This is a genomic window from Brevundimonas sp. VNH65 (assembly GCF_049445955.1).
Lineage (GTDB): Bacteria > Pseudomonadota > Alphaproteobacteria > Caulobacterales > Caulobacteraceae > Brevundimonas.
The window spans coordinates 90965-115005 of record NZ_JBMSDX010000008.1 but is presented as its reverse complement, the minus strand read 5'-3'; the positions used below and the strand labels follow the sequence as shown (position 1 = coordinate 115005).

Genomic DNA, 24041 nt, shown 5'->3' with positions numbered 1-24041 from the left:
CTACGGGCCACCTTCTCCCCCGAGGGGAGAAGGAGCGTCAACTACGGCGGTTTAGCACAAAGTCCACGCTCAACCTGAGGATTTCCGCGTCCGGACCGAACGGGGCCAGCCGGGCCCGGGCCTGATCGGCCAGATGCGCGACCCTGTGACGCGCCTCTTCCAGCCCGAGCAGGGTGACGAAATTGGTCTTGCCCAGCGCCGCATCCTTGCCGCCCGCCGCCTTGCCCATCTCCTCGGCCGAACCCTCGACGTCCAGCAGGTCGTCAACGATCTGATAGGCGAGGCCGATGTCATCGGCGAAGCCGGTCAGGGCCGACCGGGCCGCCGGATCGGCGCGGGCGATGACCAGGGGGATTTCGAAGGCATGGCCGATCAGGGCGCCGGTCTTCAGCCTCTGCATGCGGGCGACGCCGTCCAGGTCGTCGCGCACGCCGAGCAGGTCGACCATCTGGCCGCCCGCCATGCCGAGCGCGCCGGACGCCCGCGCCAGACGCAGGCCCAGTTCGGCGCGGATTTCGGCGTCCTCGTGGGTGGCGGGATCGAGCACGATCTCGAAGGCCGCGCTCTGTAGGGCGTCGCCGGTCAGGACGGCGGTCGCCTCGTCATACTGGCGGTGGACGGTCGGGCGGCCGCGACGCAGGTCGTCGTCGTCCATGCAGGGCAGGTCGTCATGGACCAGCGAATAGGCGTGGATGCACTCCAGGGCGCAGGCGGCGCGCAGCACGGCGGTTTCATTCGCGCCCAGCACCCGGCCGGCCTCGATCGCGAAGAAGGGCCGCAACCGTTTGCCGGGACCCAGGGCGGCGTAGCGCATGGCGTCCGTGAGGCGAACCTCCAGGCCCTCGCCGGTCGGCAGCAGGCGATCCAGCGCCCGCTCGACCTGATCGGCGACCTCGGCCACACGGGCCTGAACGGGACTCAAAACAGCCTCCCGCCGACGACGGCGTCGCGATCGACCCCGACCAGCACCACCTCGCCGTCCGCGTCGGGAAAGCCCAGCGTCAGCACCTCGGACATGATCGGGCCGATCTGGCGCGGCGGGAAGTTGACGACGGCCGCGACGAGCCGCCCGTCCAGTTCGTCCAGGGTGTAGTGGCGGGTGATCTGGGCCGAGGACTTCTTCACCCCGACCGTCGGGCCGAAGTCGATCGTCAGCTTGTAGGCGGGCTTGCGCGCCTCCGGGAACGGCTCGGCCTTGAGGATGCGGCCGACGCGGATGTCCACCTTCATGAAGTCGTCGAAGGCGATCCGGTCGGACGCTGGCGCGTCGATAAGCGGCGTCATCAGCCGAACTCGGCCGGTTCCACGCCCCTGGCCTGGCCGTCGGGACCGACGAGGATCTTCTCCACACGCAGCTGGGCGGCCTTCAGCCGGGTTTCGCAGTGCGCCTTGAGCCTGGCCCCCTCCTCATAGAGGGTGATCGATTCCTCCAGCGGCGCCTGGCCGGACTCCAGGCGCGAGACGATGATTTCAAGCCGCGCCAGGGCGTCTTCGAAGCTGAGGGAGGACAGGTCGGCGGGGGCGTCGGTCATGGCGCGGAACCTAGGCGCGAGAACCAGCGGGTTCAACGCCTATCCGCAGGGCCGGACGTGATGTCAGTCCGGGTCTGCCGTGACCCTGCGCGCCGAGACGATGCGGATGCGCGGCTCCAGCATCTGACCACGCATGGACCCTTCGCCCTCGGTCGGAGAGGTCGGCGAGGTCATGATCCCCCGGACGATGTCCATGCCCTGGACCACCCGGCCGAAGACGGCGAAGCCGGGGTCGCCCGGGGCGCCGCGCCCGGCGTCCAGACTGCGCACATCGCCGACGATGATGAAGAAGTCTCCTGTCGCCGAACCGGGATCGAAACGCGCCATGGAGACCGCGCCGTCGACATGGCTGAGGCCCGTCTCGCTGGTCGGCTCATGGGCGATGGGGGGCAGGATGCGATCGGGGGCGTTCTGGGTTCCGCCCTGGATCAGGCCCATGGTCGGAGTGATCTTCATCGCCCGATAGAAGTCCACGCCGTCGAGCCGCTTTTCTTCGACATATCGCAGGAAGTTGGCCGAGGTGACGGGCGCCGCCGGGTCGAGGGCGATGACGATTGCCCCCGCGCTGGTCTCCAGCACGACCTGATCGCGCGGCGCGGCATCGGCTGTCGGTGACGGCGCGGTCTGGGCCAGGACCGATGACGCGCACAGGACTGTCGCGAGAACCAGGGTATGGAAGAGACGACGATCCATGCTCGGCTCCTGATCTCTTCAGCCGGCCTCGAAACGGCGCTGGGACCAGTATTTGAAGCCCTGGTTCTCCGCCAGCCGCCAACCGCGCGCCTTCAGGCGGACGCCGACCATGTGGTTGAAATAGCCGTGGGCGAAGACCACCACATCCCTGCCCCCCGCGGCCGCATCGATCAGAAAGTCGGCGGCCTGGCCCGCGCGGGCCTCGGCCTGGGCTCGGGTTTCCTGGCCGTCGTGGTGGTTGAAGACATGCCACCAGAAGCGTGACACCACGCCCCAGAAGCGCGGCGAGAGCTTGATCCACTCCGGTACCGGCGGGGGCGGCAGGGCGGCCTCGATGAACAGCGGATCGACGCGAACGTCCCGGCCGGGCGCGGCCAGGTCCGCCGATTCCCGGGCGCGCGGCCGCGTGGACGAGATCAGAAGGTCCGCACGCTGCGCGGCGTCGGCCAGGGCGGCCGGGGCGGATTGTCCGGGGAAGAGGCCCAGCCGCTCATACTCGGCCCACCAGCGGCCGTAACCCTGAGCGGTCAGGAGGCATTTGCGCGACAGGGCCGGCTTGCCGTGCCGGGTCAGGGTGATGGCGCCCGGGCGTCCAGACGCTGTAACGGGCTGATCTTGTGCGAGGTCAGAGGCGGGAACAGTCATGGCGCGAGGGGGCTGTCGACGGGTCGGTCGGCGGCTTTCCTCAATCCTCCCCGTTTCCCCACGACTCGAACACCTTGGGCCGCGCCCTCGGCAAGGGTGGTAAAGGTCGGCGCGGGCCGACACAAGCCGCCACGATGGATGCGACGCCCGCCGACCCGCCTTCGACCTCGCCGATGACGGCGACCGCGAGCCGGTGTATCGGCGGCGGATGACCACCCCGCTGATCCGCCCTGCCCGCCCCGAAGACGCCCCGACCCTGTCCGACATGGGCTGGCGGTCGTTCCTCGACACCTTCGTCGAAGGTTTCGGCATCCCCTATCCCGCCACGGACCTGGCGCGCTTTTTCGAGGAGTCCTGGAGCGCTCCGGCCTTCGCGCGAAAACTGCAGGAACCGGGGGCGGCGTGGTGGGTGGCGGAGCGGGACGGCACCCTGCTGGCCTTCGCCAACGTCGGGCCGAACGGTCTGCCGCATCCGGACGCGAAAGCCGGGGAGACGGAGTTGCGTCGCCTGTATGTCGACAAGGCCGCGCAGGGACTGGGGCTGGGTACGGCGTTGCTGAAGCTGTCTCTGGACTGGATGGCCGCCAACACCACCGGCGCCCTGTGGATCGGGGTCTGGAGCGGCAATCTGAAAGCACAACGCCTCTACGCCGCCCATGGGTTCGAAAAAGCCGGCGAATATCAGTACCAGGTGGGCGACTGGCTGGACGACGAGTTCATCTTGCGCCGGGGATAGACTATGTTGGCGCCATGACCCGCGCTGAACTGCTGGAAAAGCTGCGCGAACTGAAGCCCTGGCTGGCCGAGCAGGGGATCGTGAACGTGCGCCTGTTCGGCAGCTATGCGCGCGACGAGGCCGGGCCGAACAGCGACGTGGATTTGCTGGTGAACGCGTCCAGGCCGCTCGCCCGCCGCTGGGGCAGTTACGATGTTGAAGATGCGCTCGCCGCCAAGCTCGGGGTCAAGGTCGAGTTGGTCGTCGAAGCCGCTTTGACCAATCCTTACATCCGATACACGGCGGAGCGCGACGCACTTGTGGTCTGAACCGCGAGACGCAGCTCATGTCTTCGAGATGCGACGGTTGATCGCGGAAATCGCGCGCCTGATCCAGAATGAGCAGGAGGACAGTTTTCTTACGGATTTGGCCAAGCCTCACGCGCTGGCGATGTATTTCCTCCGTCTGGGCGAGTCCGCCAACAAGGTCAGCAGATCGACCCGAGAAGAACATCCGGAAATCGCCTGGCAGAAGATGGCGAACCTTCGACATTTGATCGCACACGAATATCGACAGATCGATCACGCCGAGTTGTGGAAGCTGGCAACGATCGACATCCCAATCCTGGCTCAAACCCTTCCTGTGCCTCCGCCTCCCGAAGACATCCTGTAAAGACAATGCTCCTGCCCTTCTTCACCGCCCTGAAGGACGCCAAGGTTCCGGTGTCGATGAAGGAATGGCTCCATCTGATGGAGGCCATGGACAAGGGCGTGACCGACCGCCGGGTCGAGGACTTCTATCACCTGTCGCGCGCGGTGCTGGTGAAGGACGAGAAGCATTATGACCGGTTCGATCAGGTGTTCGGCCAGGTGTTCAAGGGTGTCGAGACCGTCGGCGCCGGCGAGGCGGTGTCGGCGGACATTCCTGAGGACTGGCTGCGCCTGCTGAACGAAAAATTCCTGACCGACGAGGAGAAGGCCCAGATCGAGGCGCTGGGCGGCTTCGAAAAGCTGATGGACACCCTGCGCCAGAGGCTGGAGGAACAGCAGGGGCGGCACGAAGGCGGAAACAAATGGATCGGGACGGGCGGAACCAGTCCGTTCGGCCACGGCGGCTATAACCCCGAGGGCGTGCGCATCGGCGGACCGGGCAAGCAGGGGCGCGCGGTCAAGGTCTGGGAAAAGCGCGAATACCGGAACCTGGACGACTCGGTCGAGCTGGGTACGCGCAACATCAAGGTGGCCCTGCGCCGCCTGCGTCGCTTCGTCCGTCAGGGGGCACCGGACGAGCTGGACATCGACGGCACCATCGACGGCACGGCGCGCCAAGGCTGGCTGGACATCCAGATGCGACCGGAGCGGCGCAACACGATCAAGGTGATCCTGTTCCTGGATGTCGGCGGCTCGATGGACGGCCACATCAAGCTGGTGGAGGAGCTGTTTTCGGCGGCCCGCACCGAGTTCAAGAATCTGGAATTCTACTATTTCCACAACTGCCTTTACGAAGGGGTCTGGAAGGACAACCGGCGCCGGCACACCGAGAAAACCCCGACCTGGGAGGTGTTGAACAGGTTCGGCGGCGACTGGCGGGCGATCTTCGTCGGCGACGCGACCATGAGTCCCTATGAGGTCACCATGCCGGGAGGGTCGGTCGAGCACTGGAACGAGGAGGCCGGCGCGGTCTGGCTGAAACGGGCCGTCGATCACTGGGAGCGGTCGATCTGGCTGAATCCGGTGGCCGAGCGATACTGGGAATACACCGCGTCGGTGAAACTGATCGGCGAGGTCATGGAGGAGCGGATGTTCCCCCTGACCCTGGACGGTCTGGACCGGGCGATGCGGACGCTGAGCCGATAGTGGGAGCCGTCTCAGGCGGCGTGTGGAGTGGAGACTGACGATGCTGGCGACGACCTTGGCGCTTCTGTTGCTCTCCACCCAGGCGGCGGCCGGCACCATCGCCTGGACGTCACCCGCCCCGCCCACCGAGGCGAGCGAACCGGTCGCGGCCACGGAACCTGCGATCGCGACGGCCCCTGCCCTGCCCGACTGGGCCATGGCCGATCCCTATGCCTGGGAGCGATCGCAGTGCCATCCCAGCCTGCGCGGCGACGAGGCGATGGATGCGTGTCAGGCCCGCGTACGATTGCAGCTGAAGGCGGCGCTGGGCGATCGGCTGCCCGCCGGCCTGCAGCCCTCGGCCATTTCCAACTGTCGTCAGGTGTCGAACACGGCGGGCGGATATGACCTGACCTGCGCGCCGGAGGAGCGCGCCATGGTCGGCCGCGATGGCCCCGCCCCCGAGGTGTGCGATGAGCGGCCGCGGGCCGTTCCCGGCGGCGGCGTGACCTTCGAGCGCACCTGCCGCCCCGCCAACGCCCCCGCGCGCGAGGGGCTGTCGATCCGGCTGTTCGGCGGCGGCGACTGATCACGGAACACGACGCCGGACGCGACAAGGGCCGCTCCCGGCGGGAGCGGCCCTTCGACAACAATCGAAAGCGTGTCAGTGGCGACGGTCGGCGTCGCGCAGGCTGTCCTTGACGCCGCCGACGGTGTTCTGGACCTTGCCGGCGACCTGATCGGCCTTGCCTTCGGCCTTCAGTTTTTCATCGCCGGTGACCTTGCCGACGCCTTCCTTGATCTTGCCGCCGATGTTCTTGGCGGCGCCTTCGATGCGATCCTGATCGGGCATGGGAAACTCCTGAACCTCCGCCCGCCGGGATGACGGGCGGCTCGGTTCATCAACCGGTCAGCCGCCGGTTTCGTTCCCCGCCTCGACCCATCGCAGCCACGCCGTCACCGCCCAGGCGTGAGCTTGGTGGCGCAGGGAGACGAGCGCCGCCTCGGGGTCGAGCCAGACCAGTTCATGGTCGTTCTCGATCTTTACGGCCGGGTCCTGGCCGATCAGCTCCAGGGTCCAGAAGCCGCCGATATTGTTGACCGCGGCGCCGTCGGACTTGAGAAAATACTGCCCCGCCCGGGCGATGCAGGTCAGAGGTCGGACGATCAGGCCGGTCTCCTCGGCGACCTCTCTGACGACCGCCTGCGCCTCGTCCTCGCCCGGCTCGATCGCGCCGCCGGGGAGATCGAGATAGGGCGCCTCGCCGGGCCTGGTGACGCGGACGGTCCCAAGCCGCCCCTCGCTGATCAGCAGGCCGAAGGCGGCGGGGCGGTCCATGGAAGGGCGACCGGGTTCGGGACGGCCGAACTGGGGCCGAGGGTCGGACATGGCGGCGGGCCGAGTCAGAGCGCGAAGCCGATGACGGCGCGCACGCCCCGGTGCGCCGGATCATACTCCAGCGTCGAACCCAGGCCCGAGGCCATGGCGGAGATGATCTTGCCGCCCAGGCCCGTGCCCTTGACCGAGCCGTCGCCCAGGCCGGGCCCGTCGTCCTCGACCGTCAGACGGGCGCGTCCGGCGTCGTCCAGCACGAGTTGAACCCGGATTTCGCCGTCCGGCCGTTCGGGGCCGTAGGCGTATTTGACGGCGTTGGTGACCAGTTCGGTCACAACGACCCCCAGGCTGACGGCCTGATCGACGCTGGCCCGCAGGGGTTGAGCCTCGAACACGATGCGCGGCGCCGCGGCGCCGGCCGCCAGAGAGGCGCCCAGTTCGGCGAGCAGCCCCCCCAGATACTCGTCCAAGGCGACGCCGGTGACGTCATCGGAGGTGTAGAGACGCCGGTGAACCTGGGCCACGGCGTCGATGCGGGCCTGGGCTTCCTTCAGGGCGATCCGGGCGTCGTCGCCGACCTGGCGGGACTGAAGCGCGATGAAGGTCGAGACCAGCTGCAGCGAATTGCCGACGCGGTGGTTGACCTCCTTCAGCAGGGCTTCGGCGCGGTCGCGCGCACGGGCCACCTGTTCCTGCGCCGCCGCGTTCTCGCGTTCCAGACGACGCCGCAGCAGGGCGTCCTCGAGCGCCGACCGCAGCAGGGAGGTGAAGTCCTCCGACACGTCCTTGATGACATAGTCGGCCGCCCCGGCGCGCAGGGCCGCGACCGCGAGACGTCCTTCCTGAGCGCCCGTGACATAGACCACCGGCGGCGGCGCCTCGCGGGCCAGGATGTCGGGCAGGACGTCGATGCCGTCGCGGCCGGGCATGTAGTGGTCGAGGGCGATCACGTCGAACGTCTGGGCGTCGAGCGCGGAGAGACCCTCGTCGCCGTCGTGGGCGCAAACGACGTCATAGCCGTGGCGCGACAGCTCTTTCTGGACCAGGCGGGCGAGGCCGCGGTCGTCGTCGATGTAGAGCAGTCTCACACCGGCCCCCACAGCGGCTGAAACGGACGTCACTCGATCTCCGGCGCCTGCATGACCGACAGGAACAGGCCCAGTTGCCGGATGGCGCCGGCGAAGGATTCATAGTCGACCGGCTTGGTGATGTAGACGTTGCAGCCGAGGTCATAGCACCGCTGAATCTCGGTCTTGTCGTCGGTCGTGGTCAGAACCACCACCGGCGCGCGGCGCAGACGCTCGTCCTTCTTCACCTCGGCCAGGATGTCCGTGCCCTGCATGTCCGGCAGGTTGAGGTCCAAGAGGATCAGCAGCGGGCCGTTGGCCCGCACCTCGTCGGAGAACAGATGGTCCAGGGCCGGCTGGCCGGCGTCGAAGTGCAGGATATCGTTGGCGATATTGGCGCGACGGATGTTTTTTTCGATCAGTTTGGCGTGGCCATGGTCGTCCTCGACCATGACGATCTTCACCGGGTTGCTCACAGATCGTCTCCCACGTCCGACAGGACGAGTCGTTTGGGGAATTTCAGGCGGAAAGTCGAGCCCTCGCCCAGCTGTGAGTCCAGGTCAATGACGCCGTTCAGGCGCCGAACGCTGTTGCGCACAAAGGCCAGACCCAGCCCCTCGCCCGGACGGTCCTGACGCCCGGCGCGGCGGAACAGTTCGAACACCCGTTCGCGGTCGCGATCGGCGATGCCGCGCCCATTGTCCTGCACCGCATATTCGACCCAGCCTCCCGGAAGCTCCCGCCCCGAGACGACGATGCGGCCGGGTCGGCCGGGGTCGAGATATTTCACGGCGTTGTCGATCAGATTGCCCATGATCTGCTCGATCGACAGGCGATCGTTCTCGAACTCCGGCAGGGGTTCGACCACGATCTCGGCCCCGGCTTCGGCCACCTGATGACTGACGCTATCGGCGATGCGGCCGACCATGGCGTCCATATCGAGGGCTTCGGGAACGAGGTTGCGCCGCCCTTCGCGCGAGAGCTTGAGGATGGCGTTGATCAGACGATCCATCTTCTCGGTCGAGGCCCGGATGAAACCGACGGCCTCCGGGATATCCTCGCGCACCGCCTGGCGCGCGTCCTCCGACACCAGCTCCGGCGCCTGGGCCTCGACCACATCGACCTGTGCGGTCAGGGCCTTTCCGGCCTGCTCCAGCTCGGAAGTGTAGCCCATGACATTGACCAGGGGCGAACGCAGGTCGTGACTGACGATATAGGCGAAGCGCTGGACCTCCTCATTGGCGCGGGACAGCGCCGCCGTGCGGGCGCGGACCGTCTCTTCCAGTCCGGCGTTGGCGCGGTCCAGTGCATCACGGGCCGAACGCACGTCGATCAGATAGCGCCGGACCAGGACGGCAATCACACCGCCCAGCAGGAGGATCAGCAGGCCGGCGGCCGCATTGACCGCGACGGTCCAGCCGGCGGAGGCCCGCGCCTGGGTGGTCAGGTCCGCCACCCGGTCGCCCTGTCGCCTGTCAATGCGATCGACGGCGTCGCGGAGGCTCTGCATCATCTGCTGGCCCTGTCCGGTGCGGACGATGCTGACCGCCTCGCCGATCCGGCCCTGGCGGACGGCGACGAAGGTCCGGGCCATCTCCTCGAACTTGGCCTCGGTGATCGCCGTCAGACGCTTCACGGCGTCCTGTGTGGGGCGGTCCGTTACCGTCGTTGCGTGGAGCTCGACCAGGGCCTGACGCGCCTCGGCGCGTGCATCGTCATGCTGGGCGGCGAGATCCGGCTGACCGGTGAGCAGAAAGCCGCGCTGGGCGGTCTCCGCCTCCTCGACCTTGAGCAGCACCGAGCGGTTCAGTCGACGGATTTGCCAGGTCTGATCGACCTCGGCGTTGATGGCGGCCGTGTGCCGGATCAACATCAGGCCGCTGGCGTTCACGACCAGAAGGAGAAGGAACACCCCCGTCAGCAGGATTCCCAGCGATCGACCGAACGAGGAACCGCGCACGGACTCTAGAGTCGCTCTCAGGCGCCCCAATATGGGGAAGCGGCTGGCGTCGGTGTCGATCATGGTTCAAGCAATAACGTCGCATGGCGACCTGTCCAGCGCCGTGGGGGCCGCCGGACCGCAGCGATGCGACGAGGAGTTGTGAATGGTCAACTGGTGGTGGATTCCGCCCGCGATCGTCGGGTTCCTGGGCGTCGTGCTGGCGCTCAACGGACTGGCGTCATTTTTCGCCGGGCGCTGGGTCTCCGGGCCGCTGAAACTGATCGGCGGGGCGACGGCCGCCTGGGCGGCGACGGCGGCGGCCCTGCTGGGTCTGAACGCCCAGACCTATGCGCGCCTGACGCATGAACGACCCGTGGCGGAGATCAGCCTGAGGCAGCTGGGGCCGCAATATTTCGAAGCCACTGTGACCAAGCCCGGTCGGGGCGGCGGCGAGCCGGACGTGCGGGTCTATCCGGTCAACGGCGATGACTGGCGGATCGAGGCGCGCGTGCTGAAGTGGAAGCCCTGGGCCAATGTCCTGGGCCTGGATTCCCAGTACCGGCTGGAGCGGCTGGCCGGCCGTTATGAGGACATCGAACAGGAGCGCCACGGCGCCCGCAGCGTCCACGACATTTCGGGCGACGACCAGCCGGTTCAGGTGCTGGGTCAGGACGTGCCCTGGAAGCCGAGCGTGTGGGAGACCGGACGCCGCATCCGTCCGCACTGGGACGCCGTGGACACCCTGTACGGCGGCGCGGCCTATATGCCCATGGCCGACGGGGCGAAATACGAGGTCTGGATCACCCAGTCCGGCCTGATCGCCCGCGCCGTCAATCCGGAGGCCATGGCCGCCTCGTCCGGCGGATGGGCCCGGCGCTGAACCGGGCCCGCTCGTCGGAATTCAGGACGCCCTCACCATTTCACGCTGAGACGCGCATAGCCGTAGCGGCCGTTGAAGCCGAAGGGCGAGTAGAAGGGGAAGGCCACCACCCCGTTCGAGTTCAGGTTGGCCGGGACGAAGTCCGGGTATTCGTCGAACACATTGTCCACCCCCACAGCCAGCCCGATGCGATCGGTGACCTGAAAGCGGCCTTCGAGGTCGATCACCGTCTTGTCGCCGGTCGAGAAGTCGCTGGCCGCCGTCGAGCCCGGCTGGACCACGCTGGCGTAATAGGTGGCGCGGGCGGTGGCGCCGAACCGGCCATAGGACCAGTCTGCGGCCCCGGAGACCTTGGTGTCGGGCGTGCCCTGCTGGAGGGTCTCGATGCGGCTGCGGGCGAACAGGGTCGGGACCGGGTTCAGCACGGAGGACGAAGTCGGGGTCTTGAGCACCTCGACCTCATTGACGTTGCCCGCAACGGTGAAGTCGAAGTCGCCGACCGTCTCGGTGTTCAGGCGATAGCGCCCGACCACATCGACGCCCCGGGTGCGCGTCTCGACGCCGTTCAGGAAGAAACGCGCGGCCTGGATGCCGAGTGGATCGAGCAGGCCGGCGACCTGGGGCGAGAAGCTGCGGTTGATCAGCTCCGACAGGACGATCTGGTTCTCAATGTCGATGCTGTAGGCGTCGACGGTCAGGTCGAAGCCGCCGAAGCGGATCACCGTCCCGAGGGAATAGTTGGTCGAGGTCTCCGGCTTGAGCGGCCGGGCGCCGAGCGTCGAGGCGATCAGGCTGGTGGCCGGGAAGGTGCCGGTCTCCACCACCGCCCCGTTCTGGATCACGGACGAGGTCGAGGTGAAGAAGCTCTGCTGCAGCGACGGCGCCCGGAAGCCCGTCGAGACCGAGCCGCGCAGGGCGAAGTTGGGCGTGAAATCATAGCGTGCCGAAAGCTTGCCCGTCTGGGCGTCGCCGAAGTCGGAATAGTCTTCGAACCGCACGGCCCCGGCGACGGTGAAGCTGTCCGTCAGCGGGATTTCGATGTCGGCGTAGACGCCGACGGCGTCGCGGCTTTCATCGACGACGTTGGACGGCTGGAAGCCGGGAAAGCCTTGAGCGCCGCCGGCCAGTGAGGTGTTTCCGCCCAGCGGGCCGCGATTGTAGCTGGCGGGCTCGCCGGCCTCGATCTCATAGCCCTCGCGACGCGCCTCCACGCCCAGGGCCAGATTGACTGGCGCGGAGAGGCCCCAATCCAGTTGGCGCGTGAAGTCGGCGCCGAAGACCAACTGGTCATAGATCAGGCCGCCGGAATCGAAGCTGGTCGGGGATTGCGCGCCATAGGTGGCGTTCAGGCTGTTCTCGGTGCGGAACTCCAGGGCGTTGCGGCCCCAGGACAGGTTGAAGTCCGCGTCCCAGCCGGCGATCTGGCCGCGCAGGCCGCCCGCCGCCGAGGCGTCCTTGGAGGTGATGGCGATCAGAGGCAGGAAGCCGTTCGGATAGATCGAGGCGACATTGTTGACGTTGTCCGACAGGCGCGGGAAGGCGGCGCTTTCGCTGTCGCGGTTCTGATAGCCGCCCCAGCCGTACAGGTCCCAGCCGCCCGCCAGCGGCTTGCCGGCGTTGGCGAAGACGGTCCACTGATCCACCTCGGGGTCGCCCAGCCGCGCCGTGACCCGGCCGCCCGCCGCCGCGCGCGGATCGACGCCCGAGCGGTTGGTCGGATCGCGCTGGAGGTATTCGGCCGACAGGGTCAGATAGCCGTCCGAACCAAGGCCGAAGCCCTGCCAGGCGGAGACGGTGACGGTCTGGCCGTCGGTCTCGTCGCGTTCGCCGCGCGCCTCTTCCACGGTGGTGAGATACTGGCCGTAGGTGACGCCCGCGCCGCCGCCCGAGGCGGCCTGCTTCAGACGCAGATTGACCACGCCGGCGATGGCGTCCGAGCCGTACTGGGCCGAGGCGCCGTCGCGCAGCACCTCCACGCGGTCCAGAGCCCCGGTCGGGATGGCGTTCAGATCGACGGCCGCCGAGCCGCGCCCGACGGAGCCGTTGACATTGACCAGGGCCGAGGCGTGGCGGCGCGTGCTGTTGACCAGAACCAGGGTCTGGTCCGGCGACAGGCCGCGCAGGGTGGCGGGACGGATCGAGTCCGTGCCGTCCGTCACCGACGGGCGCTGGAAGGTCAGGGACGGCACGGACTGGGCGAGCGCGGCCGCGAACTCGGTCGTGCCCCGGTTCTGGAGCGTCTCGGCGGTGACGACATCGACGGGCGCCAGGGTGTCGAGGCGCGAGCGGCTGGGCGTGCGGGTGCCGGTGACGACGACATCGTCGACGGCGGCGGGCTCGTCCTGGGCCGCCGACTGGGCGGAGGCGGGCAAGGCGGCGAACAGGGCGATCGAGGAAGCGGCCAGAGACAGGCCGAAGCGGAAGGAGGCGGTGCGCATACGTGGGTATCCAGGGAACGAGAAGGACATGAGCCGTCGTCCGGCGGCGCGAGGCGCCGTCCGTCGAGAGCTTCGGTGTTGAGAGACGTGGAAGACGGGCCGGAGCCCGTCAGGCGGACCAGCGGCGACAGAGTCGCATTCGGATCGGGCGTCGAACAGCGGCGCTCATGCGGAAGGTCCCCGTCGGCGGGCGGGAGAGAGGACGGCCCGACGACCGTCCCGATATCGCGATCGAAGGTCGGGCGGTCAACGCGAGGCGCGTCGAGGATTTCTGCAGGTCCCGACAGGAAAACTGACGGCGCGGAGATTTGTTTGCGCTAACATCGACCCTTCCTTTCCCGGAGAGCCCGAATGAGCCTGCCGCGTCGCGCCTTCGTGTCGTCCCTGCTGGGAGGCGCCGCCGTCGCCGCCACGCCGGGGCTCGCCGCCCGCGCCCAGACCTGGGCGGAGGCCGCGCCGTTCGGACGGGAATGGGCGGACATGAAATGGCGGCGCGGTGTCGAGAACCAGCGCATCGCCGATCTGGGCGACGGGACGTTCCTCAATCCCATCGTCTCGGGCGATCGGCCCGATCCGTCGATCCTCAAGGACGGCGACGATTACTATATGACGTTCTCGTCCTTCGAGTCCGTGCCCGGACTGCACATCTGGCGCTCGCGCGACCTGGTGAACTGGCGGCCGCTGACCGCCGCCCTGACGAAGAACATCGGCTCGGTCTGGGCGCCGGAGCTGTGCAAGCACGACGGCCGCTACTTCATCTACATCCCGGCGCGGTTCCCGGAGTATCGCTCCAACTACGTCATCTGGGCCGACCGGATCGAAGGGCCGTGGAGCGAGCCGATCGATCTGAAGCTGCCGGTCCATATCGACCCCGGCCACATCGTCGGCGAGGACGGCAAGCGGTATCTGTTCCTGCACCGCGGCGACCGGGTGCGGCTGTCGGATGACGGCCTGTCGACCGATGGCGATGTCGAGCACGTCTATACGCCCAGGCGTTTCCCCTCCGAATGGGTGGTCGAGGGGTTCGGTCAGGAAGGGCCGAAGCTGCTGCGGCGGGGCGAGTATTTCTACATGATCACCGCTTTGGGCGGCACGGCCGGACCGCCCACCGGCCATATGGTGATCGCGGCGCGGTCAAGGTCGATCCATGGTCCGTGGGAGGACTGTCCGCACAATCCCATCGTGCGAACCACCTCGGCGGCCGAGAAATGGTGGTCGCGCGGCCATGCGACCCTGGTCGAAGGTCCGGACGGATCCTGGTGGATGGTCTACCACGGCTATGAGAACGCCTACTGGACCCTGGGCCGCCAGACTTTGCTGGACCCGATCGAATGGACGGACGACGGCTGGTTCCGCGCCAGGGGCGGCGACCTGAGCAAGCCGATCGCCAAGCCGTCGGGCGGAGAGGCGTTGACGCCGGGCATGGCCCTGTCCGACGACTTCTCGACCGACAAATACGGCATCCAGTGGAGCTTCTACAGCGCCGGGCCGGACGAGGCGGCGCGGCTGGAGCGGCGTGAAGGCGCCCTGATCATGCAGGGCAAGGGCGCGGCGCCGTCGGACTGTTCGCCCCTGACCTTCGTCTGCGGCGACCTGGCCTATGAGATGGAGGTGGAGATCGAGATCGATCCGGGCGTCACGGCCGGACTGATCCTGTTCTACGACAAGGCGCTGTACGCCGGGCTGGGCTTCGACGCCGCGCGGTTCGTGACCCACCAGTACGGCATAGAGCGCGGCCGTCCCGGTCATTCGCACGGCCGCAAAGTCCATCTGCGCCTGACCAACGCCTACAACATCGTCACCCTGCACACGAGCGGCGACGGCCGGACCTGGACCAAGTTCGACCGCCAGATGGAGGTGTCGGGCTACAACAACAACGTCCGGGGCGGCTTCATGATGCTGAGGCCCGGCCTCTACGCCGCCGGACAGGGCGCGGCGCGGTTCCGGAACTTCCGGTATCGGGCGTTGTAAGTGTGGCCTCGGTCATCCGCAGTCGTATTGGCGACAGTACGCCTTCCTGAGCAGGGAGCCGATATCGACATCCCACAGTATGTAATCACCGAGCGATAAAATCTCTTCGGTCACCACTGGCATGGAGTCCAACTGCCCGCCCGCCAGTAGGGTACGCATCTGTCGGTCGCTAAACATCGCAGCGGTCATTTGAACGGCCGCGTCCTTCAGCTCCGCTGACCCGTCGATTTCGCCTCGGTCGATCCACCGGTTTATCACGGCGCGTCGTTCCAGCGGCAGTCCTCCCATCTCGAGAGGAAAGGCGGACGTAACGCCATATCGTTCGACTAGCTGCTTCGCCAGAGCCAGCGACGAAGGAGTTGCCTGAGCGACATTTGGCCGGGGCGGTCGGGGCCCTGATACAAACGGCTCGTCATCCAAACTGAAGGGTATGCGGAAGCGGAAGCGGCTGAGCACCGGCTCGCCTCGGACACCATGGGCTGGTTCAATGACGCCTCTCAAAGCAATCTCAAGTGCCGCCTGTTCGAATCCCAGCGACTCAGGACGGGCCGATACGATCTGACAGTCGCGCACACGGCCGTCGATGGAAGCCAGGCAATCTAGGACGACCCTGCCATCAACGCCGATCGTCGCTGCGAATTCCGGGAAGTCTTCCTCTGTGGCCACGGGTGGTGTCCGCCACCTGGCGGCGGCCTCCTGGGACCATGCAGGCGCAGACAGACCGACTAAGGCGAATGTCCAGACAAGAAATCTCAGAGCGGCCATCGCGGTATTATTGCAGATGAGCACCCAAGGCGGGAGCCGCTTGCTACACCGCCCCGACCGTTCTCAGCTTCGCGCGGGGATGGACCTCGTTCTGGCTCATCACCACGGTCTGGCCGCGGAAGCGTTCGATAATGGACCGGACATAGGGCCGGGTCTGGGGCCCGGTCAGAAGGACGGCGTTCTCCCCGGTCATGGCCGTGCGCTCGAAGGCGTCGCGGACGGCGCGGATGAAGTCCTGCAGGCGGCTGGGCGCCATGGCGAGCTGCTTCTCTTCGCCCGGCCCGACCAGGCTCTCCGCGAAGGCGTTCTCCCATTCCGGCGACAGGGTGACGATCGGCAGGGCGCCGTCGTGGCCGCGATACTGCCAGCACAGCTGACGCGCCAGGCGGCTGCGGACATGTTCGACCAGGGTGGTGACGGAGGACGAGTGCGGCGCCGCCTCCGCCAGTCCTTCCAGAATGGCGCCCAGGTCGCGGATCGAGACCTTCTCGCGCAGCAGGGCCTGGAGCACCCGTTGCAGGGTGGTGACGGTGACCACCGAGGGGATCAGGTCGTCGACCAGCTTCTTCTCCTCGGCCGGAAGCTCTTTCAGCAGCTTCTGCACCTCGGCGTAGGAGAGCAGGTCGGCCATGTTCTCCTTGAGGATCTCGGTCAGATGGGTGGTCAGCACCGTCGAGGGGTCGACGATGGTGTAGCCGCGGAAGGTGGCCTCCTCCTTCAGCCCGTCCTCGATCCAGGTGGCGGGCAGGCCGAAGGCGGGCTCCTTGGTGTGTTCGCCGGGAAGTTCGACCTGACGGCCGGCCGGGTCCATGGCCATCAGGTGGCCGAGCCGGACCTCGCCTGACCCCGCCTCCATCTCCTTGATCCGGATGGCGTAGCCCTGGGCCGGGAGGCGCATGTTGTCGAGGATGCGCACCGACGGCATGACGAAGCCGAACTCCTGGGCCAGCGCCCGGCGCAGGGCGCGGATCTGGTCGGTCAGGCGGCGGCCCTCCAGTTCGTTGATCAGGGTCAGCAGCGAATAGCCGAGCTCGATCTTGACTTCGTCGATGGTCAGGGCGGTGGAGATGGGCTCCTCGACGTCCTCGGCCGGTTTTGCGGCGGCGGGATCGACCTCGGGCGCCTTCGGCCGCAGCCGGTCCCGGCCCAGCCGCCAGGCCATGAAGCCGGCGCCGAGCGCCAGGGCGGCAAAGGGCAGGATCGGCATGCCGGGCACCAGGCCGATCAGGCCGGCCGCGCCGGAGACGACGCCGAGGCTGACGGGGTTGGTGGCCAGTTGCTGGACCAGAGCCTTGTCGGCCGAACCCTCGACGCCCGCCTTGGACACCAGGAAGCCGGCGGCGATCGAGATGATGATGGCGGGCACCTGGGTGACCAGACCGTCGCCGATCGTCAGCTGGATATAGGTGGTCGCCGCCTCGCCGGCCGGAAGACCGTGCTGGACCACCCCGATCAGCAGGCCGCCGATGACGTTGATGAAGACGATGACCAGACCGGCGACGGCGTCGCCGCGCACGAATTTGGAGGCGCCGTCCATGGCGCCGAAGAAGGTCGATTCCTGCTCCAGCTCCTTGCGACGACGCTTGGCCTCGTCCTCGGAGATCAGGCCCGCCGACAGGTCGGCGTCGATCGCCATCTGCTTGCCCGGCATGGAGTCCAGGGTGAAACGGGCCGAGACCTCGGCGATGCGGGTCGCGCCCTTGGTGATGACCACGAAGTTCACCACCAGAATGATGGCGAAGATGATCATGCCGATGATGAAGCTGCCGCCCATCATCAGCTGGCCGAAGGCGTTGATCACCTGGCCGGCGGCATCGTGACCCTCGTGCCCGTGGGACAGGATCAGGCGCGTCGAGGCGAGGTTCAGGCCCAGACGGAACAGGGTCGAGACCAGCAGCACCGTCGGGAAGATGGCGAAGTCCAGCGGCTTCTTCATCATCAGGGCGGTCATCAGTATCAGGACCGACGACACCAGCGAGATCGCCAGCAGCAGATCCATCAGGAAGGCCGGCACCGGCAGGATCAGCAGCAGGATGACCCCGATCACCCCGGTGGCCATCCCGACCTCGCCGCGCATCAGCCAGCCGCGCACGTCCGCGCCGGTCGGCCGCGCCAGCCCGTCCTTCATCAGCGGCTGGTCGGTCATGCGGCGGCGGGCTCCTGGGGCGCATGACCGAGGGCGGCGACGGCGCGCCGGGTCGCCTCGGCCACGACGGCGTCGCGGCGTTCGGCCGACAGGCTTTCGGGCGCCTCATAATAGACGGCGATGCGAAGGGGCTCGCCCGAGGCTGGATAGGCGTAGCCGATGTCGTTGGCGTGGCCCACGCCGCTGGTTCCGGTCTTGTGGGCCACTGTCCAGCCGGCGGGAACGCCCGCGCGGATCCGGCCCGGACCGGTCGGAGACGCGATCAGCCAGTCGAACAGGGGGCGATGGGCCGCGAAAAGCCCGAACGGCTGATAGGTCTTGATGATCCAGTCGAGATTGGCCGTGGTCTGGATCGGCTGGGACGTGTCCTTGTCGCCGTCCGGGATGTTGAGTTCGGTCTCCATCCGGTCGAGGCGGGTGGTGTGGTCGCCGGCGCTGGCGTACCAGGCGTTGAGGACGGCGAGACCGCCCATTTCGCGGATCAGGATGTTGGTCGCGGCGTTGTCGCTGACCTCGACGGCGGCCTGGGCGAGCCGCTTCAGCGACAGCTTCGCCCCGACGGCGGGGGCGACCACAGGCGCGTGCGGCACGAGGTCGGCGGCGGTGATCGCCACCTCGCGGTCCAGCACTTCGATCCGCCTCTGGACCCGCTCCAGCAGGCAGGCGGCTACGAATAACTTGAACGTGGAACAGTGCAGGAAACGCTCGCGACCGCGCCAGGACACGCGTTCGTGCAACTGGGCCGACAGGCCGATGCGGCCGCCATGGTCTCTCTCGAGGTCGGACAGATCGAGCGTGCGCTCCGGCATGGCCGGCGCCTTGGCCGCGACCGAGGTCTTGTCGTTGGACGCGCGGCGGCACCCGGACAGGGCCAGGGCGCCGACGCCGACGATCAGACCGCGACGATCCATGTTCAGGCCGCGTGACCCGTGGCGACGCCGGACTGGGGCGCCGGGATGGCCGTGCCCTCGTCGGCGTATTCGTTCAGCTTGTTGCGCAGGGTGCGGATCGAGATGCCGAGGATATTGGCCGCATGGGTGCGGTTGCCGAGACAGTGGCTGAGGGTGTCGAGGATCAGGGTCTTCTCCATCGCCGCGACCGTCTGGCCGACGAAGGCGCGGCTGACGGCGTCGGCGGCCTGGGCGGCGCGGGCGGCGGGACCGGCGTCGCCCACAGCCGCGCCGGCGCTCGCCGAGGCGTCGAGCGGCTGGCCGTCCGGCAGACGGATGGCGTCGACGTCGATCTCCGACCCGACCGCCAGCAGCACGGCGCGGTGCATGGCGTTTTCCAGCTCGCGCACATTGCCGGCCCAGCGATGCGAGACCAGGGCGCGGCGCGCCTCGGTCGAGATCGGCCGCACGGGCACGCCGTTGGCGGCGGCGTATTTCTTGACGAAGTGATCGGCCAGAACGGCGATATCGCCCGGCCGCTCGCGCAGGGACGGCAGGCGCAGGTTCACGACGTTGAGGCGATACAGCAGGTCCTCGCGGAACGCCCCCTCCGCCACCGACTTGGCCAGGTCGCGGTTCGAGGTGGCGATGATGCGGATGTTGACCGGCACCGGCCTGGAGCCGCCGACGCGGTCGATGACCCGCTCCTGGATCGCGCGCAGCAGCTTGGCCTGGAGCCGGACGTCCATCTCGGAGATTTCGTCCAGCAGCAGGGTGCCGCCGTCGGCCTCCTCAAATTTGCCGATGCGGCGGGCCAGGGCGCCGGTGAAGGCCCCCTTCTCGTGGCCGAACAGTTCGGATTCCAGAAGGTTGTCGGGAATGGCGGCGCAGTTGACGCTGATGAACGGCTTGTCCGCGCGGCGCGAATGGCCGTGCAGATAGCGGGCCATCACCTCCTTGCCGACGCCGCTTTCGCCGGTGATCAGGATGGAGGCTTCCGACCGCGCCACCTGATCGGCCAGCTGGATCACGCCCTTCATCGACGGGTCGGCCGAGATCATCGGCCGTTCGTCGTCCGAGACCGCCGACAGGACGGCGGCGATCAGGTCGGCCTCGGGCGGCAGGGGGATGAATTCCTTGGCCCCGGCGCGGATGGCCGCGGCGGCCTTGTCGGCGTCGTTGTCCACACCGCAGGCGACCACCGGCACGAAGATCCGCTCGGCCTCGTTCGCCGCGATCAGTCCCGCGATGTCGAGGTTGTAGTCGACCATCAGCAGGTCGGCCCCCTGACCCCGCCGCAGCTGTTCGGTCGCCTGGTCGGCGCGCTCGACGTGCTGGACCTTGGCGCCGTGGGCCATGGCCATCTTCACGGCCGAGGCCAGTTGCCCGTTGATCTTTCCAACCACCAGAAGCCGCATGGGTCTTCTCCTTTAAATCTCTACGCGCGCGGCGGCCGATCAGGCGCCGCTGTCCTCGGTCTTGATGATTTCCGTCATCGTCACGCCCAGCCGGTCCTCGACGACGACGACCTCGCCGCGCGCCACCAGGCGATTGTTGACGAAGATGTCGATGGCCTCGCCGACCTTGCGGTCCAGCTCCAGCACGCTGCCGCGATTGAGCTTGAGCAGCTGGGCCACCGTCATGTGCGCCTTGCCCAGCACCGCCGAGATGTTGACCGGCACGTCGAACACCGGCGCCAGATCCACGGCGTTCTTGTCGCCGGCCTCATCGGCGGGGACCAGAGCGTTGGCGGAGTTGAACTCTTCCAGGGCGAAGTCATCGGCCATCAGAACGATCTCCTGTCAGCGTGGGCGACGGCCGCTGCCTCGCCATGACCGGCCTCTGCGGCGAGAGCGGCCTCAAGGGCGGCGCGGATGCGCGTCGCCGCGTTTTCGGGGTCGAAGTCTGCGCGGCCGTCCGCCCATTCCAGCTGGAAGGCGGCGACGGCCATTCCGGGGTCCGGGCGAAAGGCGATCAGACCGGTGAAGCCGGCGTCCGCCGCCGCCGACTGCAGCCGCGCCTGGGTCTCCTCGTCCAGTCCGCCGGCGCGAACCACCAGACGCGGGCTGGCGTCAATCTCGGCGCCGAGACTTTCCAGGGCTTCCTGCAGGGGGCCGGTCGGCAGACGGTCCAGCGCCGCTCCGGCGATGACCCGTCCTGCGGCCAGGGCGAGCTGGGCCGACTGTTCGCGGTGGGCCTGGATCGCCGACGCGATGGCCGGCGCCGTCGCGGCCAGCGCCTGGGCGATCTCCACCTTGGCCATGGCGCGCAGGGACTCCACCTCGGCCAGGGCGGCCTCGCGGCCTTCCAGCCGGGCCTGGGCGGTCAGGGCCTCGACCTCGGCGGGAAGGTAGGCGCGCTTGACCGGGCGGAAGGGCGTGGCGGCGCGCACGCCGCCGGCGTCGTCGAACTCGGTGTCGAATCCGAAGGGGCGGCTGGCGGCCGACTGGCCGATGTCGGGACGGACGCTCATCAGTAGATCAACTCGTCATCGGCGCCGCCGGCGCCCGCCAGCATGATCTCGCCCTTGGCCGCCAGATCCTTGGCGGCCTGAACCATCGCCATCTGTGCGGCGTCGACGTCCTTCAGACGCACCGGCCCCATGGCCTCCATGTCTTCGCGCATGATCTTGGAGGCGCGCTCGGACATGTTGGAGAAGAACATCTCCCGCAGAGCCTCCGAGGCGCCTTTCAGCGCCAGACCCAGCTGATCCTTCTCGACCGCCCGCAGCAGGGTCTGGACCCCGCCGGGATCCAGTTTCGACAGGTCCTCGAACACGAACATCAGGGCGCGGATGCGTTCGGCCGACTCGCGGTTGCGTTCCTCCAGCGCGCCGATGAAGCGGGCCTCGGTCTGGCGATCGAAGCTGTTGAAGATGTCCGCCATCATCTCGTGGCTGTCGCGTTTTGAGGTGCGCGCCAGGTTGGACATGAATTCGGTGCGCAGGGTCTGCTCGATCTTGTCGAGAATTTCGCGCTGCACTGGCTCCATGCGCAGCATCCGCTGGACGCATTCCAGGGCGAAGTCCTCCGGCAGGGCCGTCATCACCCGCGCGGCGTGCTCGGGCTTCACCTTGGACAGGATCACCGCGACGGTCTGGGGGTATTCGTTCTTCAGATAGTTGGCGAGCACGGCCTCGTTCACATTGCCGAGCTTGTCCCACATGGTGCGGCCGGCCGGACCGCGGATCTCCTCCATCAGGCCCTCGACGCGGTCGGCGGGCATGAAGGCGGCGAGCAGCTTCTGGGTCTGTTCGAACGAGCCCATGACCGAGCCGGAGCCGCTCATCCCGGCCACGAACTCGACCAGCACATCCTCGACGACCTGGGCGGTGACCGTGCCCAGCCCGGCCATGGCCTGGGAGATCTCCTTGATCTCGTCCTCGTCGAGCTGTTTCCAGAGGCCGGAGTGATCCTCGCCCAGCGCGAGCAGAAGCACGGCGGCCTTTTCAGGTCCGGTGAGCTTCTTGACGTCCTCGACCTGGGTCTTTTTTCCGATCAGCCGGGCCATCAGCCTTCATGCACCCAGTTGCGGACGATGGAGGCCGATTCGTCGGGATGAGAGCCGACGAAGTCGGCGACCTTCTTGATCGAGGAGGCCTTCACCTGACCCTGGACCCGGGCGATGTCGAGACGCTCGTCGATGGCGCCCGGCCCCGCCAGATGACCGGCGACGCCGCCGACCTCGGTGGTCTGGAGCATGGTCACCGGGACGCCGCCCGGCCCGACCGCAGCCGCGCCGCCGCCCTGGCCCTGAGCGGCCTTCAACAGAGGCCTCAGGACAAAGAAGATCAGCAGCAGGCCGGTGACCAGCAGGACCAGCAGTTCGACCCCGCGCATGATGTCGTTCTTGCCGAAGTCGAACATCGAGGCCTTGGCCTCCGTCCCGCCCATGGCGGAGGCGTCACGGCTGAAGCGCGCCTGCTCGACCGTGACCAGATCACCGCGTTCGGCGTTGAAGCCTATGGCCGCCTTGACCAGAGCGTCGATCTTCTGGATGTCGGCCGCCGGACGCGCCGCATAGGTGGGCTCGCCCTCGCCGTTGGCGGGCGGGGTCCAGACGCCGTCGACCGCCACCGCGACGGCCAGCTTCCTGACGTCGCCCGCCTCCTTCACCGTGGTGGTGGTGGTGTTGGAGATTTCATAGTTGGTGGTTTCGGTGTTGGCCTTTTCCGACGCGCCGGCCGGGGCCGCGACCGGCGGAACGCCGCCGGGGATGTTGTTCGTGGCCGTCGCCCCGCCCGCTGGATCGCCGGTGGTGTCGCTGGATTCCGAACCATTGCTCGACGTCGAGCGGACGACCTGACCGTCGGGATCGAACCGTTGCTCCTGGGTGGTCGAGCGCGCGCGGTCGATCTCGGCGGTGACTTGGACACGGGCGTTGCCGGCGCCGACGACGCCCTCGACGATGTCCTTGATGCGGGCCTGAAGCTGGCTTTCGGTCTGGGCCTGGGCGTCACGGGCGGTGGCGGCCGAGAAACCCGTCTCGTCCGACCCGGAGGCCAGGGTGCGGTTGGAGGTGTCGGAAACGGTCACCCGCGTCGGCTTCAGTCCCGGCACGGCGGAAGCGACGACGCTGCGGATGGCCTCGACCTGGTCGCCGGTCAAGCCGCGCGCGCCCACACCCACGACGACGGCGGCGGTCGGTTCGCCGGCGGCCGTCGCGAACATCTCGCGGCGCGGCAGGGCGATCAGCACCTTGGCGGTCGAAATGCCCTGATAACCCAGGATGGTGCGAGCCAGCTCGCCCTCGAGGGCGCGTTTTTCGTTGAGGTTCTGCTGGAACTCGGTCTGGCCCAGCACCGACTGGTTATCGAACAGCTCGTAGCCGACCGACCCCGAGGTCACGAGACCCTTGGAGGCGAGGCTCATCCTCGCCGTGCCGACGTCGTCGCGATTGACCATGATGGTCGAACCGTCGCCGCGCGTGGCGTATTTGATGCCGGCCTGATCCAGGGCGGCCGTGACCTCGCCGGCCTCTTTCAGATCGAGGCCCGAATAGAGGAGCGCGTCCGGCGACTGGCCGACACGCAGCATCAGGGCGACCAGAACGGCCGTAACGCCGGCGGCCACGCCGAGGACCGCGGCCAGACGACCGATCCCGAACCTTTGCAACGCCGCCGTAAAGCCGCCCACCCGACCCGCCTGGAATACCGACGGGAGACCGAACGCGCCCGCTAGGCAGAA

26 protein-coding genes are annotated in these 24041 nt (G+C 67.9%); 7 read left to right on the top strand and 19 right to left on the bottom strand.

Annotation, left to right across the window (positions count from 1 at the left end; translation table 11 throughout):
* Nucleotides 1–37: 37 nt before the first annotated feature.
* The 5 genes from ACO2Q1_RS13110 to ACO2Q1_RS13090 form a co-directional block, all read right to left on the bottom strand.
* The gene (locus tag ACO2Q1_RS13110) at nt 38–922 is read right to left on the bottom strand and encodes a polyprenyl synthetase family protein (protein ID WP_423329919.1); all 885 of its coding nucleotides are present in this window, start codon (nt 920–922) and stop codon (nt 38–40) included.
* The gene (locus ACO2Q1_RS13105) at nt 919–1284 is read right to left on the bottom strand and encodes a tRNA-binding protein (protein ID WP_423329918.1); all 366 of its coding nucleotides are present in this window, start codon (nt 1282–1284) and stop codon (nt 919–921) included. Before ACO2Q1_RS13105 ends, ACO2Q1_RS13110 begins: the two co-directional genes overlap by 4 nt.
* Nucleotides 1284–1532: an exodeoxyribonuclease VII small subunit gene (locus ACO2Q1_RS13100; protein WP_423329917.1), complete on the bottom strand. Its 249-nt coding sequence runs from the start codon at nt 1530–1532 to the stop codon at nt 1284–1286. The genes ACO2Q1_RS13105 and ACO2Q1_RS13100 overlap by 1 nt, the downstream gene beginning before the upstream one ends.
* Nucleotides 1533–1595: 63 nt before the next feature.
* Nucleotides 1596–2225 (bottom strand): peptidylprolyl isomerase, encoded by a 630-nt coding sequence (locus tag ACO2Q1_RS13095; RefSeq protein WP_423329916.1) that lies wholly within the window; start codon nt 2223–2225, stop codon nt 1596–1598.
* An 18-nt stretch (nt 2226–2243) separates the two neighbouring features.
* Nucleotides 2244–2870: a histidine phosphatase family protein gene (locus ACO2Q1_RS13090; protein WP_423329915.1), complete on the bottom strand. Its 627-nt coding sequence runs from the start codon at nt 2868–2870 to the stop codon at nt 2244–2246.
* Between the two features lie 208 nt (nt 2871–3078).
* Here ACO2Q1_RS13090 and ACO2Q1_RS13085 point away from each other — a divergent pair, with 208 nt between their 5' ends.
* Genes ACO2Q1_RS13085 through ACO2Q1_RS13065 form a run of 5 tightly spaced genes read left to right on the top strand, consistent with a single transcriptional unit; the run spans nt 3079 to nt 6009 of the window.
* Nucleotides 3079–3606, top strand: a complete 528-nt coding sequence (locus tag ACO2Q1_RS13085) for a GNAT family N-acetyltransferase (RefSeq protein ID WP_423329914.1) — start codon at nt 3079–3081, stop codon at nt 3604–3606.
* Nucleotides 3607–3620: 14 nt separating this feature from the next.
* Nucleotides 3621–3914, top strand: a complete 294-nt coding sequence (locus ACO2Q1_RS13080; protein WP_423329913.1) for a nucleotidyltransferase family protein — start codon at nt 3621–3623, stop codon at nt 3912–3914.
* Between the two features lie 37 nt (nt 3915–3951).
* The gene (locus ACO2Q1_RS13075; protein WP_423329912.1) at nt 3952–4257 is read left to right on the top strand and encodes a DUF86 domain-containing protein; all 306 of its coding nucleotides are present in this window, start codon (nt 3952–3954) and stop codon (nt 4255–4257) included.
* Between the two features lie 5 nt (nt 4258–4262).
* Nucleotides 4263–5441 carry a vWA domain-containing protein gene (locus tag ACO2Q1_RS13070; protein ID WP_423329911.1) on the top strand — a complete coding sequence of 393 codons (1179 nt, stop codon included), beginning with the start codon at nt 4263–4265 and terminating at the stop codon, nt 5439–5441.
* 40 nt (nt 5442–5481) lie between these two features.
* Nucleotides 5482–6009, top strand: coding sequence for a hypothetical protein (locus ACO2Q1_RS13065; protein WP_423329910.1), 528 nt, complete (start codon nt 5482–5484; stop codon nt 6007–6009).
* Nucleotides 6010–6084: 75 nt separating this feature from the next.
* Here the strand turns inward: ACO2Q1_RS13065 and ACO2Q1_RS13060 are convergent, their stop codons facing one another.
* The 5 genes from ACO2Q1_RS13060 to ACO2Q1_RS13040 are packed head-to-tail and all read right to left on the bottom strand — an operon-like array spanning nt 6085 to nt 9846.
* Nucleotides 6085–6273 (bottom strand): CsbD family protein, encoded by a 189-nt coding sequence (locus ACO2Q1_RS13060; protein ID WP_423329909.1) that lies wholly within the window; start codon nt 6271–6273, stop codon nt 6085–6087.
* A gap of 57 nt (nt 6274–6330) precedes the next feature.
* On the bottom strand, nt 6331–6810 hold the full coding sequence (locus tag ACO2Q1_RS13055; protein WP_423329908.1) for an NUDIX domain-containing protein: 480 nt from the start codon (nt 6808–6810) through the stop codon (nt 6331–6333).
* Nucleotides 6811–6824: 14 nt separating this feature from the next.
* Nucleotides 6825–7844, bottom strand: a complete 1020-nt coding sequence (locus ACO2Q1_RS13050; protein ID WP_423329907.1) for a sensor histidine kinase — start codon at nt 7842–7844, stop codon at nt 6825–6827.
* 29 nt (nt 7845–7873) lie between these two features.
* Nucleotides 7874–8299 carry a response regulator gene (locus tag ACO2Q1_RS13045; protein WP_423329906.1) on the bottom strand — a complete coding sequence of 142 codons (426 nt, stop codon included), beginning with the start codon at nt 8297–8299 and terminating at the stop codon, nt 7874–7876.
* Nucleotides 8296–9846 (bottom strand): sensor histidine kinase, encoded by a 1551-nt coding sequence (locus ACO2Q1_RS13040; protein WP_423329905.1) that lies wholly within the window; start codon nt 9844–9846, stop codon nt 8296–8298. The genes ACO2Q1_RS13045 and ACO2Q1_RS13040 overlap by 4 nt, the downstream gene beginning before the upstream one ends.
* Nucleotides 9847–9928: 82 nt before the next feature.
* On the opposite strand from ACO2Q1_RS13040, the gene ACO2Q1_RS13035 reads away from it, so the two are divergent.
* Nucleotides 9929–10645 (top strand): hypothetical protein, encoded by a 717-nt coding sequence (locus ACO2Q1_RS13035; RefSeq protein ID WP_423329904.1) that lies wholly within the window; start codon nt 9929–9931, stop codon nt 10643–10645.
* A 32-nt stretch (nt 10646–10677) separates the two neighbouring features.
* Here the strand turns inward: ACO2Q1_RS13035 and ACO2Q1_RS13030 are convergent, their stop codons facing one another.
* Entirely contained in the window at nt 10678–13083 is a 2406-nt protein-coding gene (locus ACO2Q1_RS13030; protein WP_423329903.1) for a TonB-dependent receptor plug domain-containing protein, read from the bottom strand.
* 351 nt (nt 13084–13434) lie between these two features.
* On the opposite strand from ACO2Q1_RS13030, the gene ACO2Q1_RS13025 reads away from it, so the two are divergent.
* The gene (locus ACO2Q1_RS13025) at nt 13435–15054 is read left to right on the top strand and encodes a family 43 glycosylhydrolase (protein WP_423329902.1); all 1620 of its coding nucleotides are present in this window, start codon (nt 13435–13437) and stop codon (nt 15052–15054) included.
* A 12-nt stretch (nt 15055–15066) separates the two neighbouring features.
* Here the strand turns inward: ACO2Q1_RS13025 and ACO2Q1_RS13020 are convergent, their stop codons facing one another.
* From ACO2Q1_RS13020 to fliF, 8 genes are all read right to left on the bottom strand, one after another.
* The gene (locus ACO2Q1_RS13020) at nt 15067–15720 is read right to left on the bottom strand and encodes an energy transducer TonB (protein WP_423329901.1); all 654 of its coding nucleotides are present in this window, start codon (nt 15718–15720) and stop codon (nt 15067–15069) included.
* A gap of 142 nt (nt 15721–15862) precedes the next feature.
* Nucleotides 15863–17947: a flagellar biosynthesis protein FlhA gene (gene flhA / locus ACO2Q1_RS13015; RefSeq protein ID WP_423329982.1), complete on the bottom strand. Its 2085-nt coding sequence runs from the start codon at nt 17945–17947 to the stop codon at nt 15863–15865.
* A 14-nt stretch (nt 17948–17961) separates the two neighbouring features.
* A complete protein-coding gene (gene bla, locus ACO2Q1_RS13010) occupies nt 17962–18876 on the bottom strand; it encodes a class A beta-lactamase (RefSeq protein ID WP_423329900.1) in 915 nt (304 codons plus the stop codon).
* Between the two features lie 2 nt (nt 18877–18878).
* Nucleotides 18879–20273, bottom strand: coding sequence for a sigma-54 interaction domain-containing protein (locus tag ACO2Q1_RS13005; RefSeq protein WP_423329899.1), 1395 nt, complete (start codon nt 20271–20273; stop codon nt 18879–18881).
* Between the two features lie 39 nt (nt 20274–20312).
* Nucleotides 20313–20642 (bottom strand): flagellar motor switch protein FliN, encoded by a 330-nt coding sequence (fliN, locus tag ACO2Q1_RS13000; protein ID WP_423329898.1) that lies wholly within the window; start codon nt 20640–20642, stop codon nt 20313–20315.
* On the bottom strand, nt 20642–21328 hold the full coding sequence (locus ACO2Q1_RS12995) for a flagellar assembly protein FlbE (protein WP_423329897.1): 687 nt from the start codon (nt 21326–21328) through the stop codon (nt 20642–20644). Before ACO2Q1_RS12995 ends, fliN begins: the two co-directional genes overlap by 1 nt.
* The gene (gene fliG / locus ACO2Q1_RS12990) at nt 21328–22365 is read right to left on the bottom strand and encodes a flagellar motor switch protein FliG (protein ID WP_423329896.1); all 1038 of its coding nucleotides are present in this window, start codon (nt 22363–22365) and stop codon (nt 21328–21330) included. The genes ACO2Q1_RS12995 and fliG overlap by 1 nt, the downstream gene beginning before the upstream one ends.
* A complete protein-coding gene (fliF, locus tag ACO2Q1_RS12985) occupies nt 22365–23990 on the bottom strand; it encodes a flagellar basal-body MS-ring/collar protein FliF (RefSeq protein ID WP_423329895.1) in 1626 nt (541 codons plus the stop codon). Before fliF ends, fliG begins: the two co-directional genes overlap by 1 nt.
* Between the last annotated feature and the right edge of the window lie 51 nt (nt 23991–24041).

Coding starts and splice junctions, on each gene's coding strand:
- ACO2Q1_RS13005 (WP_423329899.1), bottom strand. CDS start 20,273: ATGCGGCTTCTGGTGGTTGGAAAGATCAACGGGCAACTGGCCTCGGCC.
- fliN (WP_423329898.1), bottom strand. CDS start 20,642: ATGGCCGATGACTTCGCCCTGGAAGAGTTCAACTCCGCCAACGCTCTG.
- ACO2Q1_RS13030 (WP_423329903.1), bottom strand. CDS start 13,083: ATGCGCACCGCCTCCTTCCGCTTCGGCCTGTCTCTGGCCGCTTCCTCG.
- ACO2Q1_RS13060 (WP_423329909.1), bottom strand. CDS start 6,273: ATGCCCGATCAGGATCGCATCGAAGGCGCCGCCAAGAACATCGGCGGC.
- ACO2Q1_RS13065 (WP_423329910.1), top strand. CDS start 5,482: ATGCTGGCGACGACCTTGGCGCTTCTGTTGCTCTCCACCCAGGCGGCG.
- fliG (WP_423329896.1), bottom strand. CDS start 22,365: ATGGCCCGGCTGATCGGAAAAAAGACCCAGGTCGAGGACGTCAAGAAG.
- ACO2Q1_RS13085 (WP_423329914.1), top strand. CDS start 3,079: ATGACCACCCCGCTGATCCGCCCTGCCCGCCCCGAAGACGCCCCGACC.
- ACO2Q1_RS13100 (WP_423329917.1), bottom strand. CDS start 1,532: ATGACCGACGCCCCCGCCGACCTGTCCTCCCTCAGCTTCGAAGACGCC.
- flhA (WP_423329982.1), bottom strand. CDS start 17,947: ATGAAGGACGGGCTGGCGCGGCCGACCGGCGCGGACGTGCGCGGCTGG.
- ACO2Q1_RS13105 (WP_423329918.1), bottom strand. CDS start 1,284: ATGACGCCGCTTATCGACGCGCCAGCGTCCGACCGGATCGCCTTCGAC.
- ACO2Q1_RS13035 (WP_423329904.1), top strand. CDS start 9,929: ATGGTCAACTGGTGGTGGATTCCGCCCGCGATCGTCGGGTTCCTGGGC.
- ACO2Q1_RS13055 (WP_423329908.1), bottom strand. CDS start 6,810: ATGTCCGACCCTCGGCCCCAGTTCGGCCGTCCCGAACCCGGTCGCCCT.
- ACO2Q1_RS13070 (WP_423329911.1), top strand. CDS start 4,263: ATGCTCCTGCCCTTCTTCACCGCCCTGAAGGACGCCAAGGTTCCGGTG.
- ACO2Q1_RS13040 (WP_423329905.1), bottom strand. CDS start 9,846: ATGATCGACACCGACGCCAGCCGCTTCCCCATATTGGGGCGCCTGAGA.
- ACO2Q1_RS12995 (WP_423329897.1), bottom strand. CDS start 21,328: ATGAGCGTCCGTCCCGACATCGGCCAGTCGGCCGCCAGCCGCCCCTTC.
- ACO2Q1_RS13080 (WP_423329913.1), top strand. CDS start 3,621: ATGACCCGCGCTGAACTGCTGGAAAAGCTGCGCGAACTGAAGCCCTGG.
- bla (WP_423329900.1), bottom strand. CDS start 18,876: ATGGATCGTCGCGGTCTGATCGTCGGCGTCGGCGCCCTGGCCCTGTCC.
- ACO2Q1_RS13090 (WP_423329915.1), bottom strand. CDS start 2,870: ATGACTGTTCCCGCCTCTGACCTCGCACAAGATCAGCCCGTTACAGCG.
- ACO2Q1_RS13095 (WP_423329916.1), bottom strand. CDS start 2,225: ATGGATCGTCGTCTCTTCCATACCCTGGTTCTCGCGACAGTCCTGTGC.
- ACO2Q1_RS13025 (WP_423329902.1), top strand. CDS start 13,435: ATGAGCCTGCCGCGTCGCGCCTTCGTGTCGTCCCTGCTGGGAGGCGCC.